19 protein-coding genes are annotated in these 24675 nt (G+C 68.6%); 8 read left to right on the forward strand and 11 right to left on the reverse strand.

Annotation, left to right across the window (positions count from 1 at the left end; all coding sequences use genetic code 11):
* Window positions 1–40: 40 nt before the first annotated feature.
* The 7 genes from ACHFGS_RS00825 to ACHFGS_RS00855 all read right to left on the reverse strand — a co-directional run bounded on the left by ACHFGS_RS00825 (window position 41) and on the right by ACHFGS_RS00855 (window position 10895).
* The gene (locus ACHFGS_RS00825; RefSeq protein ID WP_394289052.1) at window positions 41–1876 is read right to left on the reverse strand and encodes an ABC transporter family substrate-binding protein; all 1836 of its coding nucleotides are present in this window, start codon (window positions 1874–1876) and stop codon (window positions 41–43) included.
* Window positions 1877–2013: 137 nt separating this feature from the next.
* A complete protein-coding gene (locus ACHFGS_RS00830; protein WP_353743297.1) occupies window positions 2014–3144 on the reverse strand; it encodes an IS30 family transposase in 1131 nt (376 codons plus the stop codon).
* Window positions 3145–3328: 184 nt separating this feature from the next.
* Complete coding sequence (locus ACHFGS_RS00835) at window positions 3329–6355, reverse strand: alpha-mannosidase (RefSeq protein ID WP_394289053.1); 3027 nt, start codon at window positions 6353–6355, stop codon at window positions 3329–3331.
* 58 nt (window positions 6356–6413) lie between these two features.
* A complete protein-coding gene (locus ACHFGS_RS00840) occupies window positions 6414–7256 on the reverse strand; it encodes a carbohydrate ABC transporter permease (protein ID WP_394279391.1) in 843 nt (280 codons plus the stop codon).
* A 1-nt stretch (window position 7257) separates the two neighbouring features.
* Window positions 7258–8199: a carbohydrate ABC transporter permease gene (locus tag ACHFGS_RS00845; protein ID WP_394279390.1), complete on the reverse strand. Its 942-nt coding sequence runs from the start codon at window positions 8197–8199 to the stop codon at window positions 7258–7260.
* Between the two features lie 7 nt (window positions 8200–8206).
* Entirely contained in the window at window positions 8207–9559 is a 1353-nt protein-coding gene (locus tag ACHFGS_RS00850) for an extracellular solute-binding protein (RefSeq protein WP_394279389.1), read from the reverse strand.
* Window positions 9560–9674: 115 nt separating this feature from the next.
* Window positions 9675–10895 carry an ROK family protein gene (locus tag ACHFGS_RS00855; RefSeq protein WP_394279388.1) on the reverse strand — a complete coding sequence of 407 codons (1221 nt, stop codon included), beginning with the start codon at window positions 10893–10895 and terminating at the stop codon, window positions 9675–9677.
* A 328-nt stretch (window positions 10896–11223) separates the two neighbouring features.
* Between ACHFGS_RS00855 and ACHFGS_RS00860 the strand changes: the two genes are divergently transcribed.
* Entirely contained in the window at window positions 11224–12048 is an 825-nt protein-coding gene (locus tag ACHFGS_RS00860; RefSeq protein ID WP_394289054.1) for a sensor histidine kinase, read from the forward strand.
* A 103-nt stretch (window positions 12049–12151) separates the two neighbouring features.
* Here the strand turns inward: ACHFGS_RS00860 and ACHFGS_RS00865 are convergent, their stop codons facing one another.
* Window positions 12152–13054 (reverse strand): Bax inhibitor-1/YccA family protein, encoded by a 903-nt coding sequence (locus ACHFGS_RS00865; RefSeq protein ID WP_394279386.1) that lies wholly within the window; start codon window positions 13052–13054, stop codon window positions 12152–12154.
* Between the two features lie 135 nt (window positions 13055–13189).
* Here ACHFGS_RS00865 and ACHFGS_RS00870 point away from each other — a divergent pair, with 135 nt between their 5' ends.
* The 5 genes from ACHFGS_RS00870 to ACHFGS_RS00890 all read left to right on the forward strand — a co-directional run bounded on the left by ACHFGS_RS00870 (window position 13190) and on the right by ACHFGS_RS00890 (window position 20853).
* Window positions 13190–14197 carry a glycerophosphodiester phosphodiesterase family protein gene (locus ACHFGS_RS00870; protein WP_394279385.1) on the forward strand — a complete coding sequence of 336 codons (1008 nt, stop codon included), beginning with the start codon at window positions 13190–13192 and terminating at the stop codon, window positions 14195–14197.
* Between the two features lie 142 nt (window positions 14198–14339).
* Entirely contained in the window at window positions 14340–15554 is a 1215-nt protein-coding gene (locus ACHFGS_RS00875; protein WP_394289055.1) for an MFS transporter, read from the forward strand.
* 10 nt (window positions 15555–15564) lie between these two features.
* Window positions 15565–16497, forward strand: coding sequence for an ABC transporter ATP-binding protein (locus tag ACHFGS_RS00880; RefSeq protein ID WP_394279383.1), 933 nt, complete (start codon window positions 15565–15567; stop codon window positions 16495–16497).
* Window positions 16494–17576: an ABC transporter permease gene (locus ACHFGS_RS00885; RefSeq protein ID WP_394279382.1), complete on the forward strand. Its 1083-nt coding sequence runs from the start codon at window positions 16494–16496 to the stop codon at window positions 17574–17576. Before ACHFGS_RS00880 ends, ACHFGS_RS00885 begins: the two co-directional genes overlap by 4 nt.
* Window positions 17577–17754: 178 nt before the next feature.
* Window positions 17755–20853, forward strand: a complete 3099-nt coding sequence (locus tag ACHFGS_RS00890; RefSeq protein WP_394279381.1) for a S8 family serine peptidase — start codon at window positions 17755–17757, stop codon at window positions 20851–20853.
* A 64-nt stretch (window positions 20854–20917) separates the two neighbouring features.
* On the opposite strand, the gene ACHFGS_RS00895 is transcribed toward ACHFGS_RS00890, so the two are convergent.
* On the reverse strand, window positions 20918–21349 hold the full coding sequence (locus ACHFGS_RS00895) for a hypothetical protein (protein ID WP_394279380.1): 432 nt from the start codon (window positions 21347–21349) through the stop codon (window positions 20918–20920).
* A 258-nt stretch (window positions 21350–21607) separates the two neighbouring features.
* Between ACHFGS_RS00895 and manA the strand changes: the two genes are divergently transcribed.
* Window positions 21608–22759, forward strand: coding sequence for a mannose-6-phosphate isomerase, class I (gene manA / locus ACHFGS_RS00900; RefSeq protein ID WP_394279379.1), 1152 nt, complete (start codon window positions 21608–21610; stop codon window positions 22757–22759).
* Between the two features lie 173 nt (window positions 22760–22932).
* Here manA and ACHFGS_RS00905 read toward each other — a convergent pair whose 3' ends face one another.
* Window positions 22933–23280, reverse strand: coding sequence for a hypothetical protein (locus ACHFGS_RS00905; RefSeq protein ID WP_394279378.1), 348 nt, complete (start codon window positions 23278–23280; stop codon window positions 22933–22935).
* A gap of 701 nt (window positions 23281–23981) precedes the next feature.
* Complete coding sequence (locus ACHFGS_RS00910) at window positions 23982–24125, reverse strand: hypothetical protein (RefSeq protein WP_394289056.1); 144 nt, start codon at window positions 24123–24125, stop codon at window positions 23982–23984.
* Between the two features lie 316 nt (window positions 24126–24441).
* Between ACHFGS_RS00910 and ACHFGS_RS00915 the strand changes: the two genes are divergently transcribed.
* Window positions 24442–24675, forward strand: a 234-nt coding sequence (locus tag ACHFGS_RS00915) for a hypothetical protein (protein ID WP_394289057.1), incomplete at its 3' end; no start/stop codon positions are given.

Here is a 24675-nt window from a genome sequence, read left to right on the forward strand (position 1 = left end):
GGAGTCCCACCGACGAGCGGTGGGAAGCGACCGGAACCGCTTACTCTTCTCCGGTGACCGACCAGTCCCAGGCGTTCCAGAAGATCGTCGGGGCGAGGATCGACGGGTCGATTCCCTCCACGCGGTCGCTGAAAGCGGTGACCTCAGGGAACTGGTAGATGGTGACGCCGTAGAAGTCCTCCCACAGCAGCTTGTCCATCTCAGCCTGCAGCTCGATCTGCTTGGCAGCGTCGAAGGTGACGTTCAGCTCGGCGACGATCTCGTCAACTCGCTCGTTGGAGTAGAAGTTGAGGTTGTTGATCGCGCCGGTCTGGAAAGTCGGCAGGGAGTTGGTGACACCCAGGCTCGTCGACTGCCAGCCGAAGAGCGATGCGTCGTACTTGTTCGGCGTGCCGAGCAGGCCACCCCAGTCCTCGGAACCGCAGTCCTCGACCTGGAAGCCGGCCTGAGCGGCGGACTCCTGGATGAGGGCGAACTCGTTCACGCGGCGCGGGTTGTTCGATGCGTACAGGATGCAGACCGACGTGTCGGTGATGCCGGACTCGGCGAGGAGCGCCTTGGCGCCCTCGATGTCGACCTCGGCGAAGTCAGCCGACGTGTTGGACGCAGCCGATTCATCGTAGCCCTCGGCGCCGGGGACGAACAGCTGCGAGTCACGGAGGATCGCGTCGTCACCGATGATCGGCTTGATGAGGGTGTCGACGATCTCCTGCCGCGGGACCGTCTTGAGGAAGGCCTCACGGGCGAGCTCGTTCGAGAAGATGTTCTCGGAGTTCTTGCCCTTGTCGAACTGCAGGTCGATGTGCTCGTAGGTGCCGCCGAGACCGGTGCTGACGGTGATGTTGTCGATCGCCTCGAGAGCGGTGACGAGGTCAGCGGTGGCCTGCGGCTGGATGATGTCGACCTCGCCGTTCTCCAGCGCCTGAACCGCTGCGAGCGGGTCGGGGATGAAGCGGATCGTGATCTCTTCGATGTTCGCCGAGTTCTCACCCGCGTACTCGGGGTTCGCCTTGAGGGTGATGTACTGGTCAGCCTGGAAGTCGCTGATCATGTACGGGCCGCTGGCCACGACGAGGTCGGGGTCCTCCGGCATGGCGGTGAAGTTGAAGCCGCCGTTCCAGAAGGAGGAGATCGGCGCCAGCGCGGCGGCATCCTCGTTCTGGATCGCGTCGAGCACGGCCTGCTTGGCCTCAGCGGCGTCCTCGATCTCGAGGGCCTTCTTGCCGACGACGTGCGCGGGCAGCGGCGACGGGAAGGAGAGCTCCCAGTCGACGTACGGTGCGTCGTACTCGAGCGTGATGGACTTGCCGTCCTCGCTGACCTCGGGGGTCTTGCTGACGAGGCCGAGGCCGGCGTCAGGGGTGGCACCCGAGTCGAAGTAGACGACGTCGGTGGGGAACGCGTCGGTGAACTCACCGGTTTCGGGGTCGGTGAACTCGCCCGGGTCGAAGTCGGGGGTGTCCAGCGATCGCGAGAGCGCGGCCCAGTTCAGGAGGAGGTCAGCGGCGTCCACCTCGGTGCCATCGGACCACTTCACGTCGTCGGCAACCGTGTAAGTGACCACCAGCGGGTCCTCGGAGACCAGCTCGTAGGAACCGAAGGAGGTGTTCTGCACCAGCTCGGGGGTGTTGTTGTAGTAGTTGAAGCCGTCCAACACCAGGTAATTGATGTTGTTGTTCGCGGTGGCGTTGCCGAACGACGTGTTGCCGTTCATCGAGTAGAACGCCTGGTTCCACGCGGCGGTGATCGACGAGCCTTCAACGAGGCCCGAGTCGTCCCCGTTGCCTTCCGTCGAACCACCCGGCGCGCACGCCGAGATCGCGAGAGCTCCGGCAGCGGTAATCGCCACCGCAGCCGAGATGCGCCTGATTCTCACTGTTCCTCCTGTGCAAGGGTTATGCGCCCGCACTGAAAACAGTCCGGGCACGGATACGGACACACTAAGCAGGGCCCGCGGATGCCAGCAAACAGGGTCGGCAATCGTTACATATCCTTAACTCAGGGCTGGCGGTTTCAGGTTGTCAGCGCAACACCGTTGATCAGTTCGTTGATCATGTCAGCTGGTTTCCGGTAGCCGAGGGTGCGACGCGGTCTGATGTTCAGGAGTCGCTGGGTTTCGGTGAGTTCGTCGTCGGTGATCTCGTTGAAGTTCGTGCCCTTCGGGTAGAAGTCGCGGATCAGCCCGTTCGTGTTCTCGTTCGTGCCGCGTTGCCAGGGTGAGTGCGGGTCGCAGAAGTACACGTTGCAGTCGCTGGCGATGGTGAACGCGGCATGCTCGGCCATCTCGGCGCCCTGGTCCCAGGTGATCGTGCGCGTGAGCGTTGCGGGAAGGTCGCGGATCATGCCGGCGAGGACGTCCGTGACGGTCTTGCTGTCGCGTTGCCCTGGCAGCCGTCCCAGGAGCGTGAACCGGTGCGTGCGTTCGACCAGGGTCACGATGCCCGAGTTGCCCGGTCCGACGACGAGGTCGCCTTCCCAGTGGCCGGGCACCGCTCGGTCCTCGACCTCGGCGGGACGATCGGCAAGGCGGGCGCCTTCCAGCCAGGGTCGACTCGATCTGCGCGGCAGCTTCGATTTCGGGATACGTGTAGTTCGCCCGGACCGCAGCGCCTTCTCGACCGTGAGCTCGTGACGCAACGCGCCTTTGCTTTGCACGTAGAGCGCCTGGTAGATCGTCTCGTGCGACACGCGCATCTCCGGGTCGTCGGGGAACAGCAGCGTCAACTCGCCCGCGACCTGCTGCGGGGAGTATCGGTTGTTCAAGCGTGACACGACCGCGTCCCGCAACGGCGGATGCTCCAGCTTCCCGGGTCGCGACCGCGGCCGCGCCGCCAACGCGCGATAGTGCGCGATCTCCGCGTCGTAGTGACTTCGATCCCAGTGCCGCACCTGATGCGCACGGATCTCGCGGGAGACCGTCGAGGCGGACACGGACAACTCCGCCGCGATCGACCGGATCGATAACGGGGGACGCATCGCCAAGCCTGCCTGAATGAACGACCGATCCGCGAGCGTGAGCCGCCGATACCCCCGATCAGGGTGCCCCTCGACCACCACATCCATCGGCATCGGCCTCGCGCCACCGACGCGACCCATCATCAGTTCCACGCCCGCGAGCTTGGCCCACAACTTCACGACGCTCATGCTGACACCCAGAGTCGGCGCGAACTCGATCGCAGAACGACCCGCGATCAGCCCTCGAACCGCGCCCGCCCGCGTCGCCCACGGAATCTTCCTCGACACAACGAACCTCCTCGACGAGGTGTTGCGCTAGGACTCTGAAACCGCCAGGCGCGTAGCGGCGTGTCCTGCCACCTGAAGCAGCAGCTCAGCGCGCGAAGCGCAGCGTCACCAGCTCGAAGGGCCGCAGCGCGAGCTCGACCGCACCACCGGTGCCACCCACGACGGCGGATGCCGCGACCTCGCGCTCCAGCAGATCCGTCTCGATCACGCCGGTGGCATCGAACCCGGCGGTCACCGCCGCGGTGGCGCGTCGTCCTAGCGCCTCGTACAGGCGCACCACGACGTCGCCGGATCCGTCCTCCGCGAGCTTCACCGCCTCGACGATCACGCCGTCGTCCGAGACCTCGACGAGGGGTGCGATCTCGGATGCCGCGGCATCCGACACCACGCGCTCGGGCAGGTTGATGCGATACCCCTCCGCCACCGCATCGGCCACCTCGGCGCCGACGACGAGGCCGACGCGCAGCGAGTGTCGACCCTGATCCTGCGTGGGGTCGGGGAACAGCGCCGCGCGGATCAGGGAGAGACGGACGGTCGACACCGTGCCGCCGCCGACCGACCTCGCGTCGCGGGTGATGTCGTGGCCGTACGTCGAATCGTTCACGACGGCGACGCCGAAGCCGGGCTCGGCGACCCGGACCCACCGGTGGGCGACGGTCTCGAATCGCGCGGCATCCCACGAGGTGTTGGTGTGCGTCGCACGGTCGATGTGGCCGAACTGGATCTCGCTCGTCGCGGTGTCGGTGTGCACGTCGATGGGGAAGGCGAGCTTCAGCAGCTTCTGGGTCTCGTTCCAGTCGAGGTCGAAGGCGAACTCCACCGTCCGGGCATCGGCGGCGAGCGTGATCCGCTGCACCACGCGCGAGGCGCCGAACGAGCGCTCCACGACGATCGAGTCGCCCTCCACGGCGACCCGGTCGGCGTCGACGAGATCGACCACGGTGTTCCGGTAATGAACGTCGACGTCCCAGGCGTCCCACTGGGTCGGGGTGTCGCGGTGCAGCTGCAGCAGACCGCCCGCGGTTCCCGGGGCGATGGTCTCCCGACCGGATGCCGCGTCGACGGCGGACGTGATGAGCCCTCGCTCGTCCACGACGACGCGGACGATCCCGTTGTCGAGCACCCACGATGTCCCGTCGGCCACGGGTGCGACAGCGGCGGCATCGGTCCCCGCGCCGCCGCCCAGGGCGGGAACGCCGCTGCGGGAGTGCGGGGCTGCGTTGACGCGGAGCGTGGCGTCGCCGGACCCGGCGAGGACACGCAGGCTCGACGCGATGACGTCTTCGAGCTCGGCGGCCACGTGTGCGTAATTGCGTTCGGCGTCCTGGTAGACCCAGGCGATGGACGAGCCGGGAAGGATGTCGTGGAACTGCTGCAGCAGCACCGTCTCCCACGCCTCACGGAGGCGGTCGGCGGGGTACGGGATGCCGGCGCGCACGGCGGCCGCCGTCGCCCACAGTTCCGCTTCGCGGAGCAGGTGCTCGCTGCGGCGATTGCCCTTCTTGGTCTCGAACTGGCTCGTATAGGTGCCGCGGTGGAACTCGAGGTACAGCTCGCCCACCCACACCTCGGGCTCGGGGTATTCCGCCTCGGCGGTTTCGAAGAAGCGTCGCGGGGTGGAGTGGACCACCTTGGGGGAGCCTTCGAGGGAGCCGGTGCGCGCGACGGCCGCCGTCATCTCGCGGGTGGGGCCGCCGCCGCCATCGCCGAAACCGTACGGCAGAAGCGAAACCGTGCCGCGTCCCTTGTCGCCGTAGTTCCGCTCGGCGTGGGCGAGCTCGGCGGCCGAGACGAGCGAGTTGTACGTGTCGACGGGCGGGAAGTGGGTGAACAGGCGCGTGCCGTCGATCCCCTCCCAGCGGAAGGTGTGATGCGGCATCCGATTCGTCTCGTTCCACGAGATCTTCTGGGTCAGGAACCAGCGGGCACCGGCGGCCTTCGCGATCTGCGGCAGGGCTCCGGTGTAGCCGAACGAGTCGGGTAGCCACACCTCCTGCGTGTCGAGATCGAACTCGCGGAGGAAGAATCCCTTGCCGGCGACGAACTGACGCGCCATCGCCTCGCTGCCGGGAAGGTTGGTGTCGGATTCGACCCACATGCTCCCGACGGGGACGAACCGGCCTTCCGCCACGCGCGCCTTGATCCTCTCGAAGAGGTCGGGGTAGTACTCCTTCATCCACTTGTACTGCTGCGCCGATGACGCGGCGAAGGCGAAGTCGGGGTCCTCGTCCATGAGGGAGAGCACGTTGGAGAACGTCCGCGCCACTTTGCGCACCGTCTCGCGTACCGGCCACAGCCAGGCGGAATCGATGTGCGCGTGGCCGACGGCGTGGAGGGTGTGGGCGCTGGATGCCGCGGGGCTCGCCAGCACCGGTGCGAGCACGTCGACACCCGCAGCCGCGGTTCCGGCCACGTCGTGCGGGTCGACGGTGTCGACCATGCGCTCGAGGGCGAGGAGGATGTCGGCCCGGCGGGGGGAGCCGGCGTCGAGCTGGATGGCGAGGCCGAGGAGCGCGACCGTGTCGGCGAGCAGGCCGGTGACGGTCAGGTCTCGCAGGCGCACGTCGACGTGGCGGATGCGGTAGATGGGCTCGTCGCCCGCGGTCGCGCGGTCGCCCACCGGTGTGGGCGCGAAGGTGAAGAGACTCCCGACGTCGGGGTTCGAGGCGCCTTCGATGAAGACGTCGACGGTGCCGTCGGCGGCGACGGCCTCGGCGACCGCGTTGTTGAGTGGGGCGATGCCGCGGACGGGGTTGCCGTCTCGCCACACCATCGCCTCGCACTGGAAGCCGGGTTGGCCGATCGTGAATCCGAGGTCTGCGACGAGTTCCGCGCGGGTCGAGGGCGGCAGGGAGCCGTCGTCCTCGCGCCACTCGCCCGGGACGGCGCCGGTGACGCGGAACCACGTGGTGCCCCAGGGGCGCCCCCATGCTTCCCCTGCGGCGATCGAGGTGTACTCGCCGTTCGCCGCCTCATCGAACGACACCGGTTCGCCGGGGGCTTCCCAGCGGGCGAGAGTGAGCGGGCGTGCGTCGCGATGCACGGCGGGCGCCAGCCTTTCGGCGATGAAGCGTTCGATGCGGAGGATGGCGAGGGTGGAGCGGTCGTGCATGTCGTTCCTTTCGAGGGAGCGAGGAGATGGGGATGCCGGTGGGACCGGCGACGCGCGGTCAGCCCTTGACGGAGCCGGCGAGGGCGAAGGCGCCGCCGGAGAGCTTCTGGACGAGGACGTACAGCAGCACCATCGGGGCCGCGTACAGCACGGAGTAGGCCGCGAGCTGGCCGTAAGCGATGGAGCCGTACTGCCCGAAGAAGTTGAAGATGGACACCGCGGCCGGGAACTTCGACGAGGTGAACAGCAGCACGAAGGGGACGAAGAAGTTCCCCCACGCGGTGGTGAACACGAAGATGAAGACCACGCCGATGCCCGACCGCATGAGCGGGATCACGATGCGGGCCAGGGCCTGCATCGATCCCGCGCCATCGACCCACGCCGCCTCTTCGAGAGAGATCGGGACCGAGTCCATGAAGTTCTTCAGCATCCAGATCGCCATCGGGAGCGATGTCGCCGCCATGAAGACGATGACTCCCCAGACCGAGTCGAGAAGGCCGAACGAGACGAACAGTGCATAGACCGGCACCATCATCGCGGTGATCGGCAGCCCGGTGCCGAAGAGGATCGCGTACATGAACGTCTTCTGGAATCGCATCGCGTAGCGCGAGAGCGGGTACGCCGCGAGGACGCCGACGACGACGGTGATCACCGCGGTGCCGAGCGAGACGAGGATCGAGTTCAGCAGCGGCTGCCACGTGAGCTCCCACGTCATCACCTGTGTGTAGTTCTCGAGCGTCCAGGTCTCAGGCACCTTCATGGTGACCTTCGCGTCGCCGTCGAACGACGCGAAGATGATCCACAGCAGGGGCACGAGGAACAGCACGCCGATCGCGGCGAGGATCACCGACGACAGGATCGTCTGCCCGCGCTTGCGGGGTGCGGATACGGATGCCGCCATGTCAGTCCACCTCCGGCTTGAGGATGCGGATGTACACCGCGGAGAAGAGGGCGCCGATCAGCAGCGTGACGACCGCGATCGCGGTGCCGTAGCCGACCTGCGAGAACTTGAACGCCTCCTGGAACGCGAGCACCGGCAGGGTCGAGGACTGGGTCCCGGGCCCGCCGCCGGTCATCACCCAGATGAGAGTGAAGACGCCGAGCGTCTGCAGCGTGGTCAGCAGCAGATTGGTGGAGATCGACCGGCGGATGACGGGCAGGGTGACACGGATGAACCGCTGCCAGGCGCCGGCGCCGTCGATCGTCGCCGCTTCGGTCAATTCGGGCGGCACCTCGGACAGGGCGGCGTTGTAGACCATCATCGAGAAGGCCGTGCCCCGCCAGATGTTCGCGAGGATCACCGAGAGCATCGGGAAGTAGTAGAGCCAGCTCGTCCCGTCCAGTCCGAACCAGCCGAGGAACGTGTTCAGGGTGCCATCCGTTTGGAAGAAGGCATAGAGCGCGAACGCGGCCACGATCTCCGGCAGGACCCACGCCAGCACGACGAGGCCGCCGACGAACGAGCGCAGCGGCTTCACGGCGTTCCTGATGAGCACCGCCAGCAGCATGCCGAGGACGTTCTGGCCGATGACGGCGGATGCCAGCACGAAGACGACCGTGAGGCCGAGCGAGAGCCAGAACTCACCGTCGGAGAACAGGGCGGCGTAGTTCTGGAGCCCGATGAACTGGGGGTCGGCGGCGCGCGGCCCGGTCATGGCCCGATCGGTCAGCGAGCCGTACAGCGCGTAGACGATCGGGCCGAGCATGAATGCGAGCAGCAGCAGGACGGCGGGCAGGAGCGGCAGAAGCCGCGCGGCCCGGGCGGACAGCCGACCGGATCGGGGGGAGTTCCCCCGATCCGGCCGGTGTCGGCCGCCCGTGGTGAGGGTGGCGGTCGCGGTCATGGCGCGGTCACTCCGCCTGGGTGTTCTCCTCGCCGACGATGCCGACGAGTGCGGTGTCGTACGCGGCCTGCGCGTCTTCCGGCGTGGCCTGCCCGGTGAACACTGCTTCAGTCGCGACAGGGATATTGGAGGAGATCTGCGAGTAGTCCGGCGTCGCAGGGCGGAAGTGGGTGTACGGCACGAGGGACGAGAAGAACTCGAACGAGGGGTTGTAGTCGAGGTACTCCTGGCTCTCCGCGACGTCGGTGCGCACCGCGATCTGTCCCGCCTTCTGGTGGTACATGAGCGCGTTGTCGAAGGTGAGCGCCTGAGCTATGAAGTCGAACGCGGCATCCGGGTCGGAGGCGTTCTTCCCCATCGAGAGCGTCCAGCCGCCCGACATGGAGGTGAAGCCGTCACCACCGCCGTCCTGGGTCGGCATGGCGGCGAAGCCCATCGTGTCCTCCCACTCCGGCCACTCGTTCTCGCCCGAGATCCAGTTGCCCGGAAGCCACGAGCCGTCGATCGCGATCGCGAGCCCGCCCTGGGGGAGGAGTTCCGTGCTCACCTTGGTGCCCCAGCCGGCGTCGAGCGCCTGGGCGGGGTCGGGGCCGAGTTCCTCATCGGCGATCGTCTGGTAGAACCCGAGCGCGTCACGGAATCCGGCCGATCCGGTGACCCACTTGTTGGAGTCCGTGTCGAGCAGCTCGTTCTCGGTGCCGTACAGGAGCATCTCGAATCCCTGCATCGAGGTCGCCTCGCCCAGGGCCTGGGACGCGTAGATGTTCAGGGGGATGACGTCGGGGTTGCTCTCCTTGACGGTGCGTGCCGCATCGAGGATCTCGTCCCAGGAGGTGGGCGCCCAATCCTCGGGGAGTCCCGCGTCAGCGAAGATCCGCTTGTTGAAGTAGATGCCTCGGGTGTCGGTGCCGAGCGAGACGCCGTAGGTCTTGCCGTCGTCGCCGAGGCCCGCCTGGCGTGCGCCCTCGTCGTACTGCTCCCACTCGTCCCAGTCGGCGAGATAGTCGTCGATCGGCTGGAGGTAGCCGGCGGCGGCATCCGATCGGATCTGGAAGGTGTCCTCGTAGATCACGTCGGGTGCCGTGTCGGCGGAGCCGTTCATCAGCGCGAGCTTGGTGAAGTACTGGTCCTGCTCGGCCTCGATCGGCACGAGCTCGACGGTCATGCCGTCGTTGGCGGCTTCGTACTCCTCCTTCGCCTTCTTCATCAGCTCGTCCATCGCCGTGAACGATTTCGTCTTTTGGTAGGCCACCCGGATCGTGTTCTCGTCCGAGCCGCCGGCGCCGCCGCCGCAGCCGGTGAGCACGAGGGCGAGCGTCGTGCCGCCGATGAGGGCGGCGGATGCCGTGGATCTTTTCATGGTCAAAGCCCCTTCGCTTGTGACAGATCTGCGCATGGTGCCTGCGCACGTCTTTTCTAAAGCAAATGGAATAAAACGGCAAGAGTCATCCACAGGCCATCGCTGAGCCGCACATTCAGCGGGAGGCGATCAGTAGATCGGTCGGCCTTGCCGTCAGTGCCGAGTCGAGGACCAGGCACGCGGCACCCACGGCGGCGACGTCCGTGCCCAGGCGGCTTTCGAGAAGTCGGATGCCGCGCACCGTCGCCGTCTCGCTGCTTTCGGACACCGCGCGCGCCACGGCGGCGCCCGCGCCACGGAGCGAAGCCCAGAGCGGACCGCCCACGACCACGACATCCGCGTCGAGGAGGTTGTTCATCTGTACGATGCCGCGCGCCAGACTGCCCGCAGCCTTCGTCACGGTCGCCTGCACGCGCCGATCGCCTGCGTCGCTGCGCGCAGCGAACTCCGCCAAGCGTGCGCGGATCTCCGGCGCGGTCACGACGGACTTCGGCGGGAGGACGCCCGCGTCGACGAGGAGGCGCTCGGGGGCGATCGCCACGCCGAGGCAGCCGCGCTGACCGCAGCCGCACTCCGGTCCGTCCGGTTCGACGACCAGGTGCGCGATGTCGCCCGCATTCCCGGTTCGGCCACGCAGGGGAGAACCGTCCACCGCGAGGCCCGCACCGACCCCCGCGCCGTAGTAGACGAAGATCGCATCGTCGAGTGCGCCGGCGGTGTCGGTCCACAGCTCGCCGACCATCGCCGCGATGACATCCTTCTCCACCGTGACAGCGAGTCCGGTGGCCTCGCGTAGCAAGCCAGCCAGGGGCGCATGGTGCCACGCGGGCAAGAGGAGCGGCGGCTCGAACAGATCACCGCGGTCGGCGTCGAGAGGCCCGGGAGCGGCCACGCCCACACCCAGCACGCGGTCTCGCGCGACCCCGGCATCCCGCAGGAGCTCCTCGACCGCGTGGGCAAGATCGGCGACGAGCTCGGAGGTGTCATCGGTCTGCCGTGGCGTGCGCTGGCTGTGCGCGACCACGGCGCCGGTGAGATCGACGACGACGAGCGTGTCGACGGCCGGGTCGAGGTGGATGCCGATCGCGCACCGCGCCGTGGGATCTAGCCGGAGCGGGGTGCGCGGCTTTCCCGGGCCCGCGGCCACCGGCGTTCCCTCAACGACCCACCCCTCGTCGACGAGGCGGCGGGCGACGTTGCTGAGGGTCTGCGCGGACAGGCCGGTCAGCGCCGCCAGTTCGCTCCGGCTTGCACCCTCCGGCGCACGCCGGATGAGGTCGAGCACGAGCGTCTGGTTGTACGTGCCGACCGCGGGCAGGTTCGAACCGCGTCTCATGGATCCCTCCGTGTCGCACCTTACTGCGCGCCGGGGTCCATGCTGGTGGATGCTTGACACGCCGGTGTCCGGGCGCGAGAGTTGCGGCCAAGGACGGTGAGGCGTCCGACACCACCCGAGGTGAGGAGGCGTGCGTGCTCAGACGACCCCGCACGCAGCCGTTCGCGCAGTTTCTCCTCGCGATCTCGACACTGATGATCCTCGGCGTTCTGGCCGTCATCGACGTATCGAGGCTGACCCCTCTCGTCATGGGCGGGGCAGGGCTGATCTTTCTCAACGCCGTGTTCATGACGTTCATCTGGCGGGCCCGTCCGACGAAGAACACCGGGTGGCTGGCCGTCATCCCGCTGCCGCACCTCGCGTACTGCAGGTGGGGGAGGACCCGAGGCGGGTGCTCCGGCTCATCGTCCGTGCTGTCATCCACGACGGCGAGGAGATCGGCATCGTCGCCGTCGCCCAGGACGTCACCGACCTGATCCACGCGGTCGAGGTGCGCGACCGGTTCCTCAGCACCGTCGGTCATGAGTTCCGGACCCCGCTGACGGTGATCCTCGGCCACGCCGACATCGCGCTCATGCGCGAGGACGGCGACCACGACCGCTGGACCGCCGTGGAGCGTTCCGCCGAGCGGCTTCTCCGCCTCGTGGAGCGCCTGATCGCCGCGGGTCACTCCTCGCTCGACGTCGAATCGCGGTCGGGCGTCGCTCACGTCGGGGCTGTCGTCAAACACGCGGTGCGCGAAGTCACCGCACGGGCGGAGGAGCGCGGCATCCAGATCGTCGTGGAGACGCTGCCCGACCTGTCCGCGCAGATCGCCGTCCGCGATCTCTTCTCGATCGTCGAGGAGCTCGTGCGCAACGCGGTCGAGTTCACCCCCGCAGGCGGGCCGGCGGTCGTCGTCTCGGCGCGTGCCGACGGGCGGGATGCCGTGGTCTCGGTCGTCGATCGCGGGGTCGGAATGAGCGCGGGGGAGCGACTGCAGGCCTTCGACCGGTTCTACCGGACCCCGGATGCGCGTGACCACGCGGTCCCGGGGACGGGCATCGGGTTGTCCATCGCGGCATCCCTCGCCGAAGCGTACGGCGGCTCGGTCACCCTCGACGCGGGAGACCCCGACGGGACGGTCGCGACGCTCGGGGTGCCGGTGCTGTGACCGTCCGCCGACGGGACGGTCACTGCACCGGACGCGGGTGAGACTCCCGCGAACGACGAAGGCCGCCCGGCGAACCGGGCGGCCTTCGTGACGGCGGTCGAGGTCAGTCGCTGCCGCGCAAGATCGCGATCATGCGCAGGATCTCGACGTACAGCCAGACGACGGTCACCATGATGCCGAAGGCGCCGACCCAGCCGAACACGCGGGGAGCGCCGTTGCGCGCACCCTGCTGGACGAGATCGAAGTCCTGCACGAGAGAGTACGCCGCCATGAGGACGACCAGCACGCCGATGATCAGACCGAGCGGGATGCCGAAGACCTTCATCGAGTAGAGGCCGAAGGCGCCCTGCGTCACGCCGGTCCACATGAGGACGAGGTTGATGAGGCCGAAGACCAGGTAGCTGACCATGGCGATGAGGAAGATCTTGTTCGCACGCTTGCTGACGCGCACCTTGCCGTTCGCGAACAGGGCCAGCGTGACGCCGACCACGGCGAGGGTTGCGATCGTCGCCTGCAGCACGATGCCGGGCCACATCACCTCGAAGTAGGCCGAGATGCCGCCGACGAAGAGTCCTTCCGCCGCGGCGTACGCCCAGATGAGCGCCGGGCGGACCTTCTTGCGCGAGGTGAAGCTGATCACGAGTGCGAGGACGAAGCCGACGAGCGCGCCGATGATCCACGGCATGATCGTGAGACCGTTGGGCGCCGTCGCGTCGAGCGTGCCGCCGAGCGTCCAGAACCAGCCCACGAGGGCCGTGACGAGAAGGATGCCGAACAGACCCGCCGTCTTGACGACGGTGTCCTCGACGGTCATGCGGCCGGTCTGCGACGAGCCCGCAGGAGGAGCGGCGTACATGCCCTCCAGCTGCGCGTTCGCCGCGAGGTCGGCAGCCTGGTGCGAGGCCGTCGAGTACGCGGTCTGCTGGGCCGGTGGGGTCAGGCCGGGACGGCGCTGATCCTCCTGGAACACCGGATTGTTGAAGGCGAAATTGCCGGACGCTGCCATGATGTGTCTCACTCCAAAGATCGAGGCACAGCGCGATGCTGTCGATCCAGCGTATCGGACCGGATTTCCGGGGGTGAGGCCCCGCCCTGTGAGACCCCTATGAACGGGCCGCATCTGCCTGGGTAGCCTGGTCCTATGCCCCGTCGCAGCCCGCTCGTGATCGGCCACCGGGGTGCTCCCGGCTACCGCCCCGAGCACAGCCGCTCGTCCTACGACCTCGCGCTCGAGATGGGCGTCGACGCAGTCGAACCCGACGTCGTGTTCACCGCTGACGGCGTGGCCATCGTGCGCCACGAGAACGAGATCAGCACAACGACCGATGTCGCCGCCCGTCCCGAGTTCGCAGATCGCCGCACGACCAAGACGATCGACGGGCGCGACCTCACCGGCTGGTTCACCGAGGACTTCACCTGGAGCGAACTGGCCACGCTCCGCTGCCGCGAGCGCTTGCCGCAGCTGCGCCCCCGCAGTGCCTCCTTCGACGACACCCAGCCGATCCTCCGGTTCTCCGACCTGCTGGAACTCGTCCGGCGCGCGGGTCTCGATCAGGGGCGCGAGATCGGCGTGGTCCTCGAGATCAAGCACGCCACGTACTTCGGCGGAATCGGATACGACGTCGCCTCCCTGCTCGCCGCGGAGCTGGCCGCGGCGAGGTGGGATGCCGGCCAGCTTCCCCTCATCGTGGAATCGTTCGAGCAGACCGCACTGACGCAGCTCCGAGACCGCGGCATCCGGGCCCGCTACGTCTACCTCCTTGAGGCGGCGGGCCGACCGTTCGACCTCGCCGCCCGCGGCGGAGCGACGTCGCCGACCTACGCCGCTCAGCTCACCCCGGCCGGCCTCGACCGTCTCGCGGCCGAGGTGGACGGGATCAGCCTCGACAAGAAGATCGTGCTCGCGAAGAAGGGCGGACGGCTCGCCGGCACCTCGCCGGTGGTCGCGGCCGCCCAGGAGCGCGGGCTCGAGGTCTACACGTGGACCTGCCGCCCCGAGAACGCCTTCCTCGCCCGCCCGTTCCGACGGGGGCGCGACAAGGCGGCCTTCGGCGACTGGGAGGCGGAGTGGACGGCTATCGCCGATGCCGCGCTCGACGGCGTCTTCGTCGATCACCCCGACCTCGGCGTCGACTTCTTCCGTCACTGACGGTCCTCCCGGGAGGTGCGGAGGATGCCGCGGTAGAGTGGTCAACGGTGCCCCCCGCACCCCGTGTAACTACCTGATCCCCGATGCGAGTCAAGGCGGCACGACGCCCCTTCTCTCCGGAGGTCCCATGTCACGCCACTCGATGACCGCGCTCGTGCGCGCGGTCGGAGTCTGGTACTTCGCGATCGCCCTGATCGCGAGGCTGCCGTACGCGATGATCGTCGTCGGCGTGCTCACCATGGTGGTCGACGCGCGCGGTTCGCTCGCGATCGGCGGTCTCACCTCGGCCATGGTCGGACTCGGCACGATCGCAACCGGGCCGCTCATCGGGGCCGCCGCCGACCGCTACGGGCAGCGCCCCGTCCTCCTGCTCGCGACCGTCGTGCAGGCGAGCGTCCTCGTCGCCCTCGTCGTCGTCGCCTACGGTGACTCTCCCGACGGACTCCTCCTCGCCGTCTCGGCGCTCGCCGGTGCGACCGCACCGCAGGTCTCGCCGATGTCGCGCGCCCGCATGGTCGCCGCCGTGGGCCGCCTCCGCGTGACCGACCGCGACCGCGTCCAGGAGTCGGTGATGGGCTACGAGTCCGCGGTCGACGAGGTCGTCTTCGTGTTCGGCCCCGTGCTCGTCGGGGTGATCGCGATCGCCGGAGACCCCGCCGCGCCGGTCCTCGCCGCTGCCGCCCTCACGGTTGTCTTCGTCGCGGGATTCGCCCTGCACCCCACCGCTCGCACCGAGGCGCACGCCGAGAACCGGCAGACGCGAGAACCCGTCCGGGCGGTGTTCCGTCCGGGCATCGTGCTGGCCGCGGCCGGCACACTCGCCACCGGCCTCTTCTTCGGCGCGATGCTCACCTCCCTCACCGCCTTCGCCGAGGAGGGCGGATTCCCCGAGCAGACCGGCATCCTCTACGGGATCATGGGGATCGGATCGGCGATCCTCGCCCTGAGCGTCGGACTCCTCCCGCGCCGGTTCACCCTGCCGTGGCGGTGGATCGGGTTCACCGTGCTCCTCGTCATCGGCGCCCTCCTCGCCGCCGGTGCCACCGGCGCCCTCTCCATGGGATGGGCGCTCGCGCTCGCCGGGTGCGGCATCGGCCCCACCCTGGCCACCCTGTACGCGCTCGCCGCGGCCCGCGCACCGCTCGGACGGGAGGCGACCGTGATGACGATCCTCGGATCGGGGGTCGTGGTGGGTCAGGCGTTCGGAAGCATGCTCGTCGGTCTCCTCGCCGAGACGGCCGGTGCCTCTGCCGCGCTGTGGACACCCGTCCTCGCGGCGGTGCTGCTGCTGATGGCGGGTGTTGCCAACCTGCGCGTTCGCCACGACGTTCCACGGGTGGTCGCGCTCGCCCCCTAGGGTGAGCGTCATGACAACATCCGGCATCGTCGCGGAGGGGGTGCGGCGATCCTTCGGACAGGTCCACGCCGTCCGCGACGTCACATTCCGGGCACCGGAAGGTGCCGTCACTGGCCTCGTCGGACCCAATGGGTCGGGCAAGACCACGCTGCTGCTGATGCTGGCCTCGCTGCTGGCTCCCGACGCCGGCACGATCCGCATCGCCGACGTCGATCCCATCGCGGAGCCTGCTGCGGCACGCGCTCTGCTGGGGTGGATGCCGGACAGCCTCGGCGCGTGGCCGTCGCTGACCGCGCGCGAGACGATCGTGATGACCGGCCGCCTCTCGGGGCTGACGAAGGCGGCGGCGGGGGAGCGCGCCGCCGTGCTGCTGGGCACCGTCGGTCTCGAGGATCTGGCGGACGCGCCGGCGAAGGTGCTGTCCCGAGGTCAGAAGCAGCGGCTCGGGCTCGCCCGCGCGCTGGTCCACGATCCGAAGGTGCTGCTCCTGGACGAGCCGGCCTCCGGTCTCGATCCGCAGGCGCGCATCGACCTCCGCATCCTCTTGCGCCGTCTCGCCGCCGAAGGACGGACCGTCATGATCTCCAGCCACATCCTCTCCGAGCTCGAAGAGGTCGTGGACGACGCCGTCTTCCTCCTGCGCGGAGAGACGGTGCGTGCCGACCGGGTGGCCCAGGCCGCGAATCGCGCGCGGACGTGGCGCATCCGCCTCGCCGACCGTGACGCGACCGCCGCTGCGCTCCCAGTCGCGCAGGCACTCGACCTCGACGTCGCGACCCTGCCGATCGACCGACGTGACCTGCTCGTGTCGTTCGCGACCGACACGGATGCCGCGCGCGGCCTCGCCGCGCTGATCGGCGCGGGACTCCCCGTCGCGGAGTTCTCGGCGGCGACGGGCCTGCTCGAACACACCTTCCTCGACCTCGAAGGAGGTGCCCGATGAGCCTCACGCGTCTCTGGACGGTCGCACAGCTCGACCTGACCCAGCGCATCCGGACGGTCTCCTGGTACGTCCTGCTCGGCGTCTTCGCGCTCTTCCTGCTGGGCGCGACAGTGCTCGCCTTCCTCGCCTTCTCCGGGCAGGAGGCATCCGGCCCCGGTGTCTACTCGACGGTCGTGTTCATCACGCTGCTGCTCGTCGTCCTCGTCTCCCCGACGCTCAGCGGCAACACCATCAACGGCGACCGGGATGCCGCCACCCTGGCGCCCGTCCAGGTGACCCAGGCGACCACGGCCGAGATCCTCGTCGGCAAGTTCCTGGCCGCCTGGATCACCGGGTTGGCGTTCGCCGTCGTCGCGATCCCGTTCCTCCTCATCGCCTCCCTCGCGGGCGGGGTGAACCCGTTCACGGTGCTCGTTTCGACGCTCGTCCTGATCGTGGAGACCGGGGTCGTCGCGGGGCTCGGGACCGCGTTCAGCGGCATCCTCGCCCGTCCGCTCTTCTCGGTCGCGACCACCTACCTCGTCGTCGCGGCGCTCGCGATCGGCACGTTCGTGGGCTTCGGTCTGGTGGGCGCGAGCATCACTTCCGAGCAGGTGAGTCGGTACCAGTCGGCGGTCTACGATCCGGTGTCGGGTGAGCCCGAGTGCGTCGACGGCGTCGACTCCTGCTACAACGACCCCGAGAACATGGTCTGCGAGGAGTGGCAGAGCGACTCGTACCGCATTCCGCGCTACGACACCGTCTGGTGGATGCTGGCGCCGAACCCCTTCGTTATCCTCGCCGATGCGACGCCCGTCGACTTCGACCGTGATGGTCAGCCGCTCGATCTCTTCGGGTACGCGAAGGTGGGCCTCCGCTCGCTGCAGAACGCGCCCGACCTCGAGACGAGCTGGAGCGAGTGCGAGCCGTACGTCGAAGAGGACTACCCCACCGGGGAGGAGGTCGTGGCGGGCTCGACCCCGAGCTGGTTCGTCGGCCTCGGGCTTCAGATCGCGCTCACCGCGGCGCTCCTGGCGTGGGCGGGAGCCCGGACCCGGACACCCGCCCGAGCGCTGCCGCCCGGGACCAGGATCGCCTGAGCACGTCGCGGTCGGGCAGGTGAGGATCTTCTCATCTGCCCGATCGATGCTTGGGGGATCGTCAGGCGATGCATAGCCTCCTATCAGTCTCGGCGTTCGACCACCGCATCCCGGCGGATCGTCAAGCCCCGCCGTGACCCTCCCAGAAGGAAGGCGGTTCCTCTTGCACCGACGCATATTGGCAGTCGCGGGCGTCCTCGCCCTGTCGCTGCCCACGACCGCGGCATTCGCCGCGACGGACACGGACACCTCACCGTTGTCGCGATTCGAGCAGACCGGCTCGACCGGCAAGATCGACAGCGCGATCACCGCCGGGGCCATCGACCCCGACCGACGGATCACCGTGGTCGTCGAGATGGAGGGCGACCCGGTCGCCGTCGTGCAGGCCGAAGAGGGCCGCACGCTCACCAAGACCGAGCGCTCCACCGTCAAGAAGGACCTCAAGAAGGCGCAGGACGCCATCCGCGGTCAGATCATCGAACGCGGTGGCAAGATCCGCGCTCAGATGCAGTCGGCATACAACGGCATCCAGGTGTCGCTGCCGGCCACGCAGGTCGACGAGGTCGCGGCCCTCCCGGGCGTCATCGGCGTCCACCAGGTCGTCACGCACGAACTCGACAACGCCGTCTCTGTCCCCTATTTGGGTGTCCCGTCGGTCTGGGAGAACACCGGCTATACCGGCGAGAACGTCAAGGTCGCGATCCTCGACACCGGCATCGACTACACCCACTCCGCCTTCGGCGGTCCCGGCACGGTCGAGGCCTTCGAGGCTGCGTCGGCGACGTCGACGGCTCCTGCCGACCCCGCTCTGTACGGCCCGTCCGCGCCGCGCATCAAGGGCGGGATCGACCTCGTCGGCGACGACTACGACGCCGGCGGAACGGGCGCGGCCCTCATCCCGCAGCCCGACGAGAACCCGCTGGACTGCCAGGGCCACGGTTCGCACGTCGCCGGCACCACCGGCGGATCGGGCGTCCTGCCCGACGGCTCCACCTACCCCGGCCCGTACGACACGACCACTCCGTCGGTCGACTTCAAGGTCGGCCCCGGTGTCGCCCCCGAGTCCGACCTGTACGCGGTCCGCGTCTTCGGCTGCGACGGTTCCACCGATGTCACCGTCCAGGCCATCGACTGGGCCGTCGACAACGGCATGGACGTCATCAGCATGTCGCTCGGCTCCTCGTTCGGACGCGGTGACGACCCCAGCGCCGTCGCCGCCGCCAACGCTGTCGGTGCCGGCGTCGTCGTCGTCGCCTCCGCCGGCAACTCGGGCCACAACCCGTACCTCACCGGTTCGCCCGGCTCGGGTGACGGCGTCATCTCGGTGTCGGCCATCGACAGCTCCGAGTCCTTCCCCGGCGCGACGATCACGGTCGACGGGCAGGCGATCGAGGCCATCAACGCGAACGGCGTCTCGGTGGAGGGGCTCGGCGAGCTCACCGTCGTCCGTCTGACCGACGACCCGGCCACCTCCGCCAACGAGTCGCTCGGCTGCGCGGCATCCGACTACACGCGTGCCGGCGTCGTCGCCGGCGGCAACCAGCTCGCTGTCGCCGAGCGCGGCACCTGTGCCCGCGCGGCGAAGCCGATCTTCGGCGAACAGGCCGGTGCTGCGGCGGTCGTCATGGTGAACAACACCGATGCGCTGCCCCCGTACGAGGGCCAGATCTTCGAGAACCCCGATGACGGCACACCCTTCGAGGTCACGATCCCGTTCCTCGGCGTGCGTCAGTCCTCGGGCCCGGCGTTCACCACCGGTGCTTCGGCGACGCTCGTCGACGCGCAGATCGCCAACCCGACCTTCCGTGGGTACGCGTCGTTCACCTCCTCGGGCCCCCGCAGCGGTGACAGCGCCATCAGCCCCGACGTCGCCGCCCCGGGCGTCTCCATCGCTTCGGCTGCTGTCGGCACCGGTTCGGCGCCCGCCATCATGTCGGGAACCTCGATGGCAGCTCCGCACGTGGCCGGTGTCGCCGCGCTCGCCGTACAGGCGCACCCGCGCTGGAGCGCCGAGCAGGTGTCGGCCGCGCTGGTGTCGACCGCTGACCCCGACAAGGTCGCCGAGCTCGCACCGACCCTCGGTGGCGTCGGCCTCGTGGACACCGCACAGGCGGTCGCGACGAACGTCACCGCCACCGGTGACAAGTTCGAGACCACCGACGGCTGGGTGCGCGAAGCCGCACTGAGCTTCGGGTTCGACGAGTCGACGAAGGCTGTCGGCGGCGAGAAGACGGTCACCCTCCGCAACCACGGCAAGAAGTCGGTCACCTACACCGTCGGCACCGAGGCCTCGGCCCAGTCGCTCGACGCGAAGGTGTCGGTCAGCTCGAAGAAGGTCACCGTCCGTCCCGGCTCCACCGTCAAGGTGCGCGTGCGGGTCACGGCCGACGCCTCCTCGATCCCGTCGTCGCTCGGCGCCGACCAGTTCGCGTTCCACGAGATCTCGGGCAACGTCGTCTTCACCGCGAACGACTCGAGCCTCCGGGTGCCGTACCTGCTCGTGCCCCGCTCTAACAGCGACGTCTCGGTGAAGGGCGAGCTGAGCGCGCGCGGCAAGGTCACCGACGCGGAGCGCACGCTGACCCTCAGCAACCGCAAGGGGGCGATCGACGCGGCCGCCGACGTCTACACGTGGGGTCTGTCGGACAAGAAGGATGTCGCCAAGTCGGTCACCGACACCGGCTTCGACCTTCGCGCCGCCGGCGTGCAGACCTTCCCGACGGCGTCGGGCGACACCCTGGCGGTGTTCGCGGTCAACACGCACTCGCGCTGGTCGAATGCGGCGAGCAACGAGTTCGACGTGGTCATCGACGTCGATCGCGATGGCACGCCCGACTGGGTGGTCTTCTCCTACGACTCCGGCGCCGTGCGCACCGGCAGCGTGGACGGGGTCACCGAGGTCTTCCTCCAGGAGGTCGCCACCGGCGCCCTCTACGCGAGCGGGTACCTCGCCCAGGCGCCGACCGACAGCAGCACCGTGCTGCTTCCGGTCTCGCTGTCCGACCTCGGCGTCGACGGTGCGTTCGACTACACCGTGCAGTCGTTCAGCCTGACGACCGAGGGCTCGGACGCCATCGACGGCGTCGCCACCTACGACCCGACCGACGTGGCGATCAGCAATGGTCAGTACGAGGTCGTGGGCGCCGGTGAGCGCGCGAACATCACCGTGCAGACCGACGCGTCGGCATACGCCGCGCAGAAGCCGCTCGGCACGATGATCGTCGTCGCGGACAACGAGTCCGGAGCCGACGAGGCCCTGCTGGTCAAGGTCAAGTAATCCCCAGAGGAGAGGGGCGGTGCGCATCAGCGCATCGCCCCTCTTCTGTGCGCGCGGTGCGGGGTCAGCGCTCGCAGAGCCGCGGGTCGTCGCCCTCGCCGAAGCGGTAGTCGTAGGTCGTCCCCGCGGCGGTGACCACCACACGCATGCCGTCGACGACGGCCTGCGTGTAGGACTCGCCCGGCTTCGCGCAGCCGAGCGACCCGTCGGAGAAGGTGACGTCGTCGGCCGACACCAGTTCGGGGGGAGCGTCGACGCCGCGGGCGGTGAGATCGGCTTCGATCGCCTCCCACCGCGCCGGCGGCACCTCACGCGAGGTGCCGGTGGGGCCGACGGGGCCGGGCGTGGCGGTGAGGAACGGCGGGCGCGTCGACCCCGTGGATCCAGGCACGGGGGACTCCGGTCCGGGCATGTTCACTCCTCCGCTCGCGCAGGAGGTGAGGATCACGGCCGTCAGCAGGGCGGACGCCGCGAAGGCCGGTCGCAGGGTGCGCATGGGGAACCTCCTGCCGCGAGGGTACGCCCGGCCGAACGCCGCGTCGACGGCTCCCAGCGCTTCCGCAGGGGCGGTCGGGCCTCGGACGGATCGCGGTGCCGGCCGGGAGCATCTGACAGAATCGTCATCGGGGGTTGGTCGACCCGCGTCGCGGACGCGGGTCGATGGCGTCGAGGCGCTCCGGCGGATGCCGCCGCGGCATCCGCTTCACGCCCTCTTCTCGACCGCACGGTGAACCGTGTGAACAGGATGGATGGCATGACCGCACAGGTGACCAAGATCGTCGGACCGATCCGCGACTACGCGTGGGGCACGACGGGCGGCATCTCTCGGGTCCTCGGGGCGCCGGAAACCGATGCGGTGGAGGCCGAGCTGTGGCTGGGTGCGCACCCCTCAGCCCCGAGCCGCGCGGCGGAGGACGGCTCCGCCTGGGCGGATCTCGCGGAGTGGGAGGCGTCCGGCGCCGGCCGGGTGCCCTATCTCATGAAGGTGCTGTCCGCGGCATCCCCGCTGTCGCTGCAGGCCCACCCCACGCCGGACCAGGCCGCCGAGGGTTTCGAGCGGGAGAACGCAGCGGGCATCCCCCTCGACGCGCGTGAGCGGAATTACAAGGATCCGTTCGCGAAGCCCGAGCTGATCGTCGCGCTCGAGGACGGCTACGAGGCGCTCTGCGGCTTCCGGCCCCTCGCACAGACCCGGGCGCTCGCCGACGCGCTTGCGGGCGCTTCGGGAACCGCCGATGTCTTCGCGCCCTGGCAGCAGCGCCTGGCCGGGGAGGATGGAGTGCGAGCCGCGTTCGAGTGGCTGCTCGGCGGCGGGCGCGACGTCGCCGATCTCGTCTCAGCCGTGGTCGAGGTCGCGGCGGGCAGCGCGACCTACGAGCTCGCTGACCGGCTCGCGCAGGCGTACCCGGGCGACCCGGGCATCGTCGTGGCGCTCATGCTCAATCACGTCACCCTCGCCGCCGGCGAGTCGCTGTGGCTGCCAGCCGGGAACATCCACGCCTACCTCCGCGGCACGGGCATGGAGCTCATGGGCCCGAGTGACAACGTGCTGCGCGGGGGACTCACCCCCAAGCACGTCGACATCGCCGAGCTCTCGCGGGTGCTGGACTTCTCCGACGGCGAGCCGCCCTACCTCGTGCCGATCGAGGTGTCCGAGAACGTCCGCACCTACCGGCCGCGCACCCTGCCGACCGGCCGCGAGGTGCCGTTCGAACTCCTCGAGATCAGCGGGGATGCCGCGATCTCTACCGGCTCGCCCTCGATCGCGCTCGTGGTCGACGGCGCACTGACGCTGACCGTCGGCGGCGCTGATGTCGAGGTCGCGCGCGGCGAGGCGGTGTTCGTCGCGGATGCCGCTCAGCTGACGTGGCAGGGGCGAGGCCGCGCGTTCGTCGCCACCGCCTGAGCGGCCTCCTGCACCGCGATCGGCGGAACTCGACGCGACGGCGGGAGTCGAAACTGCGGTTGCGCGGGTTTCGCTGCTGCTGGAGAAGCGCGGAATCACGCGGGTTGGGCCGTCGCACCGCGGAAATCAAGGGAGTGCGGGCTGCGATCAAGTCTCGTGTCGTTCGGCTTCAATCAGGTTAATTGGTCTGAATCTGCGGCGTTTGTGTCCACATGGTGTCCATAGGAGACGGACATCCGGTCGGCGCCGCGAAACCGCTCGATCAGCTCGCGAATGTTCTGCTCGTAACGCGCCATCAGCGCCAACTCGGCGTCTGTCGCGGGAATCCGGATCGGCGTCTCGCCGGGCGCGAGCTGCTCAACAGTCGGAGGGTAGGTCGACTTCGTAAGCATCGAAGCAAGCGTGTCAACGAACACGACGTCTGAGTCGAGGATCAGGATCGCGTGCTGCATGCCTGGAGGTATCGCGGCAGGGATCGTCCCGTTGATCCAGTGAGTCTGAGGCACTGCGATTTCGATCATGTACTTACCTTCACAGGTAGGCTCGCCGATTCACGCGACTGGCGTTCGCGAACCCATCACCGGCGCGGCGCGGGCGCTCCGCTTGGTTCGCCCGGGCAGCCCCTCGGAGTGTCAGCCGCACTCGTCACAGACGCCGGTAAGGGGCAGTTCCAGACCGCACGTCGGACAAGACTTCGAGACCTGTTGGTGGGCCGATCGCCTCGCCCCACCATCTCGCACCCGATTTTCCGGATGACTCACCCCCCAGAGTCCGCGCCGGCTGCTTTCCCAGCGCTCGACGTCCCCGGCCGTCTCGAGTATCTCCGCCTCGCTGAGGAAACCGTTGGTGTATCCAGGTGCGATGTGCAATGCGCGGGGACTGTCGGTACGCGTTGCTTTGATGTAGCCCGCTCTCGAGTAGTAGCCGTCGATCGGGAGCCTACTCGTGATTCTGCGGATGAGCTCTCGATTCTCGAGCGGGATGCTGTGCCCTTCAAGGGCGGCATCAAGCGAGGCATATGGAGCTTGGCGCCCGGTCGCGCTCACCGCTCCGGCCCATACGTGCTATCGAGCGATTCGTCTTCGGTTGTCAGGAACATTGGACTCATGACCTCAACCTAGACGGACCCGCCGACGCGCCCCGTCTTGAATTGCGAGTCGGCCGAGTGTGACCGCAGCAGAGCAGTAGCGGCGCGGGAAGCAGCTCTGTCGCCCGCTGCAGGTTACGCGCCGGGAAGGTGCGAGAGGACGAACCGCCCGACCGTCACCTGACGGCCGGCGAACTGAGTTGCAGCCGTGAGGGACAGCCTCGCGAACTCGGCGTCGAGGTCATCCGTGATCGGGCGCTCGCCATCTGCGTAATGCATGACAACCGCCCCTCGCTTTCCGCGAGCGGTCAACTGCCGCAACTCTGACGCCGAGAGGTACGACGCGGATCCACCAAGCGCCAGCACGCTGTCGAAGAGGGTGCCGCACAGCACTCGCTTCTCTTGCGCGTCGCTCCAGCTCATTGGATGGAGGCCGGCTGTGACGGGGTGCTTGGCAACGAGCGCGTTCAGCATCGCGGTTGAGCGGTCGATGCCGACGTAGCGAACTGGGTCCACGAGACCCGTGGTCAGGGGCCACCCTGTTCCGCATCCGACGTCGAGGGTGCGCCATAGCTGTTCGCCGAAGATATCCCGAATGAACGCCGTCGCACCGGTTATTTCGTCATTCGTGAGCGAGTGGTTCTTGTCCCACTCGGACGCGACCGCGTCGTGCGCGGATGACACGTTCGGGTCAAGTCCCAGGGAGTGGTGTAGTTCGGGTTCCTTCGATCTGTTGATGGTTCAGGCGGTGAGCTCGAGGGTGCTGTCGGTGTTCACCTCCTCCGTGCCGGTGTCGGCGACGAGGGTGAGCCTGCTCTTGGCGAGGATG

The organism is Microbacterium sp. (assembly GCF_043427715.1).
Lineage (GTDB): Bacteria > Actinomycetota > Actinomycetes > Actinomycetales > Microbacteriaceae > Microbacterium.

Bases quoted from the DNA above. Each gene is read 5' to 3' on its own strand.
- ACHFGS_RS00905 (WP_394279378.1), bottom strand. From the start codon at position 23,280: ATGATCGAAATCGCAGTGCCTCAGACTCACTGGATCAACGGGACGATC.
- ACHFGS_RS00865 (WP_394279386.1), bottom strand. From the start codon at position 13,054: ATGGCAGCGTCCGGCAATTTCGCCTTCAACAATCCGGTGTTCCAGGAG.
- ACHFGS_RS00885 (WP_394279382.1), top strand. From the start codon at position 16,494: ATGAGCCTCACGCGTCTCTGGACGGTCGCACAGCTCGACCTGACCCAG.
- ACHFGS_RS00880 (WP_394279383.1), top strand. From the start codon at position 15,565: ATGACAACATCCGGCATCGTCGCGGAGGGGGTGCGGCGATCCTTCGGA.
- ACHFGS_RS00870 (WP_394279385.1), top strand. From the start codon at position 13,190: ATGCCCCGTCGCAGCCCGCTCGTGATCGGCCACCGGGGTGCTCCCGGC.
- ACHFGS_RS00835 (WP_394289053.1), bottom strand. From the start codon at position 6,355: ATGCACGACCGCTCCACCCTCGCCATCCTCCGCATCGAACGCTTCATC.
- ACHFGS_RS00875 (WP_394289055.1), top strand. From the start codon at position 14,340: ATGACCGCGCTCGTGCGCGCGGTCGGAGTCTGGTACTTCGCGATCGCC.
- ACHFGS_RS00840 (WP_394279391.1), bottom strand. From the start codon at position 7,256: ATGGCGGCATCCGTATCCGCACCCCGCAAGCGCGGGCAGACGATCCTG.
- ACHFGS_RS00850 (WP_394279389.1), bottom strand. From the start codon at position 9,559: ATGAAAAGATCCACGGCATCCGCCGCCCTCATCGGCGGCACGACGCTC.
- ACHFGS_RS00910 (WP_394289056.1), bottom strand. From the start codon at position 24,125: ATGCATTACGCAGATGGCGAGCGCCCGATCACGGATGACCTCGACGCC.
- ACHFGS_RS00845 (WP_394279390.1), bottom strand. From the start codon at position 8,199: ATGACCGCGACCGCCACCCTCACCACGGGCGGCCGACACCGGCCGGAT.
- ACHFGS_RS00855 (WP_394279388.1), bottom strand. From the start codon at position 10,895: ATGAGACGCGGTTCGAACCTGCCCGCGGTCGGCACGTACAACCAGACG.
- manA (WP_394279379.1), top strand. From the start codon at position 21,608: ATGACCGCACAGGTGACCAAGATCGTCGGACCGATCCGCGACTACGCG.
- ACHFGS_RS00830 (WP_353743297.1), bottom strand. From the start codon at position 3,144: ATGAGCGTCGTGAAGTTGTGGGCCAAGCTCGCGGGCGTGGAACTGATG.
- ACHFGS_RS00895 (WP_394279380.1), bottom strand. From the start codon at position 21,349: ATGCGCACCCTGCGACCGGCCTTCGCGGCGTCCGCCCTGCTGACGGCC.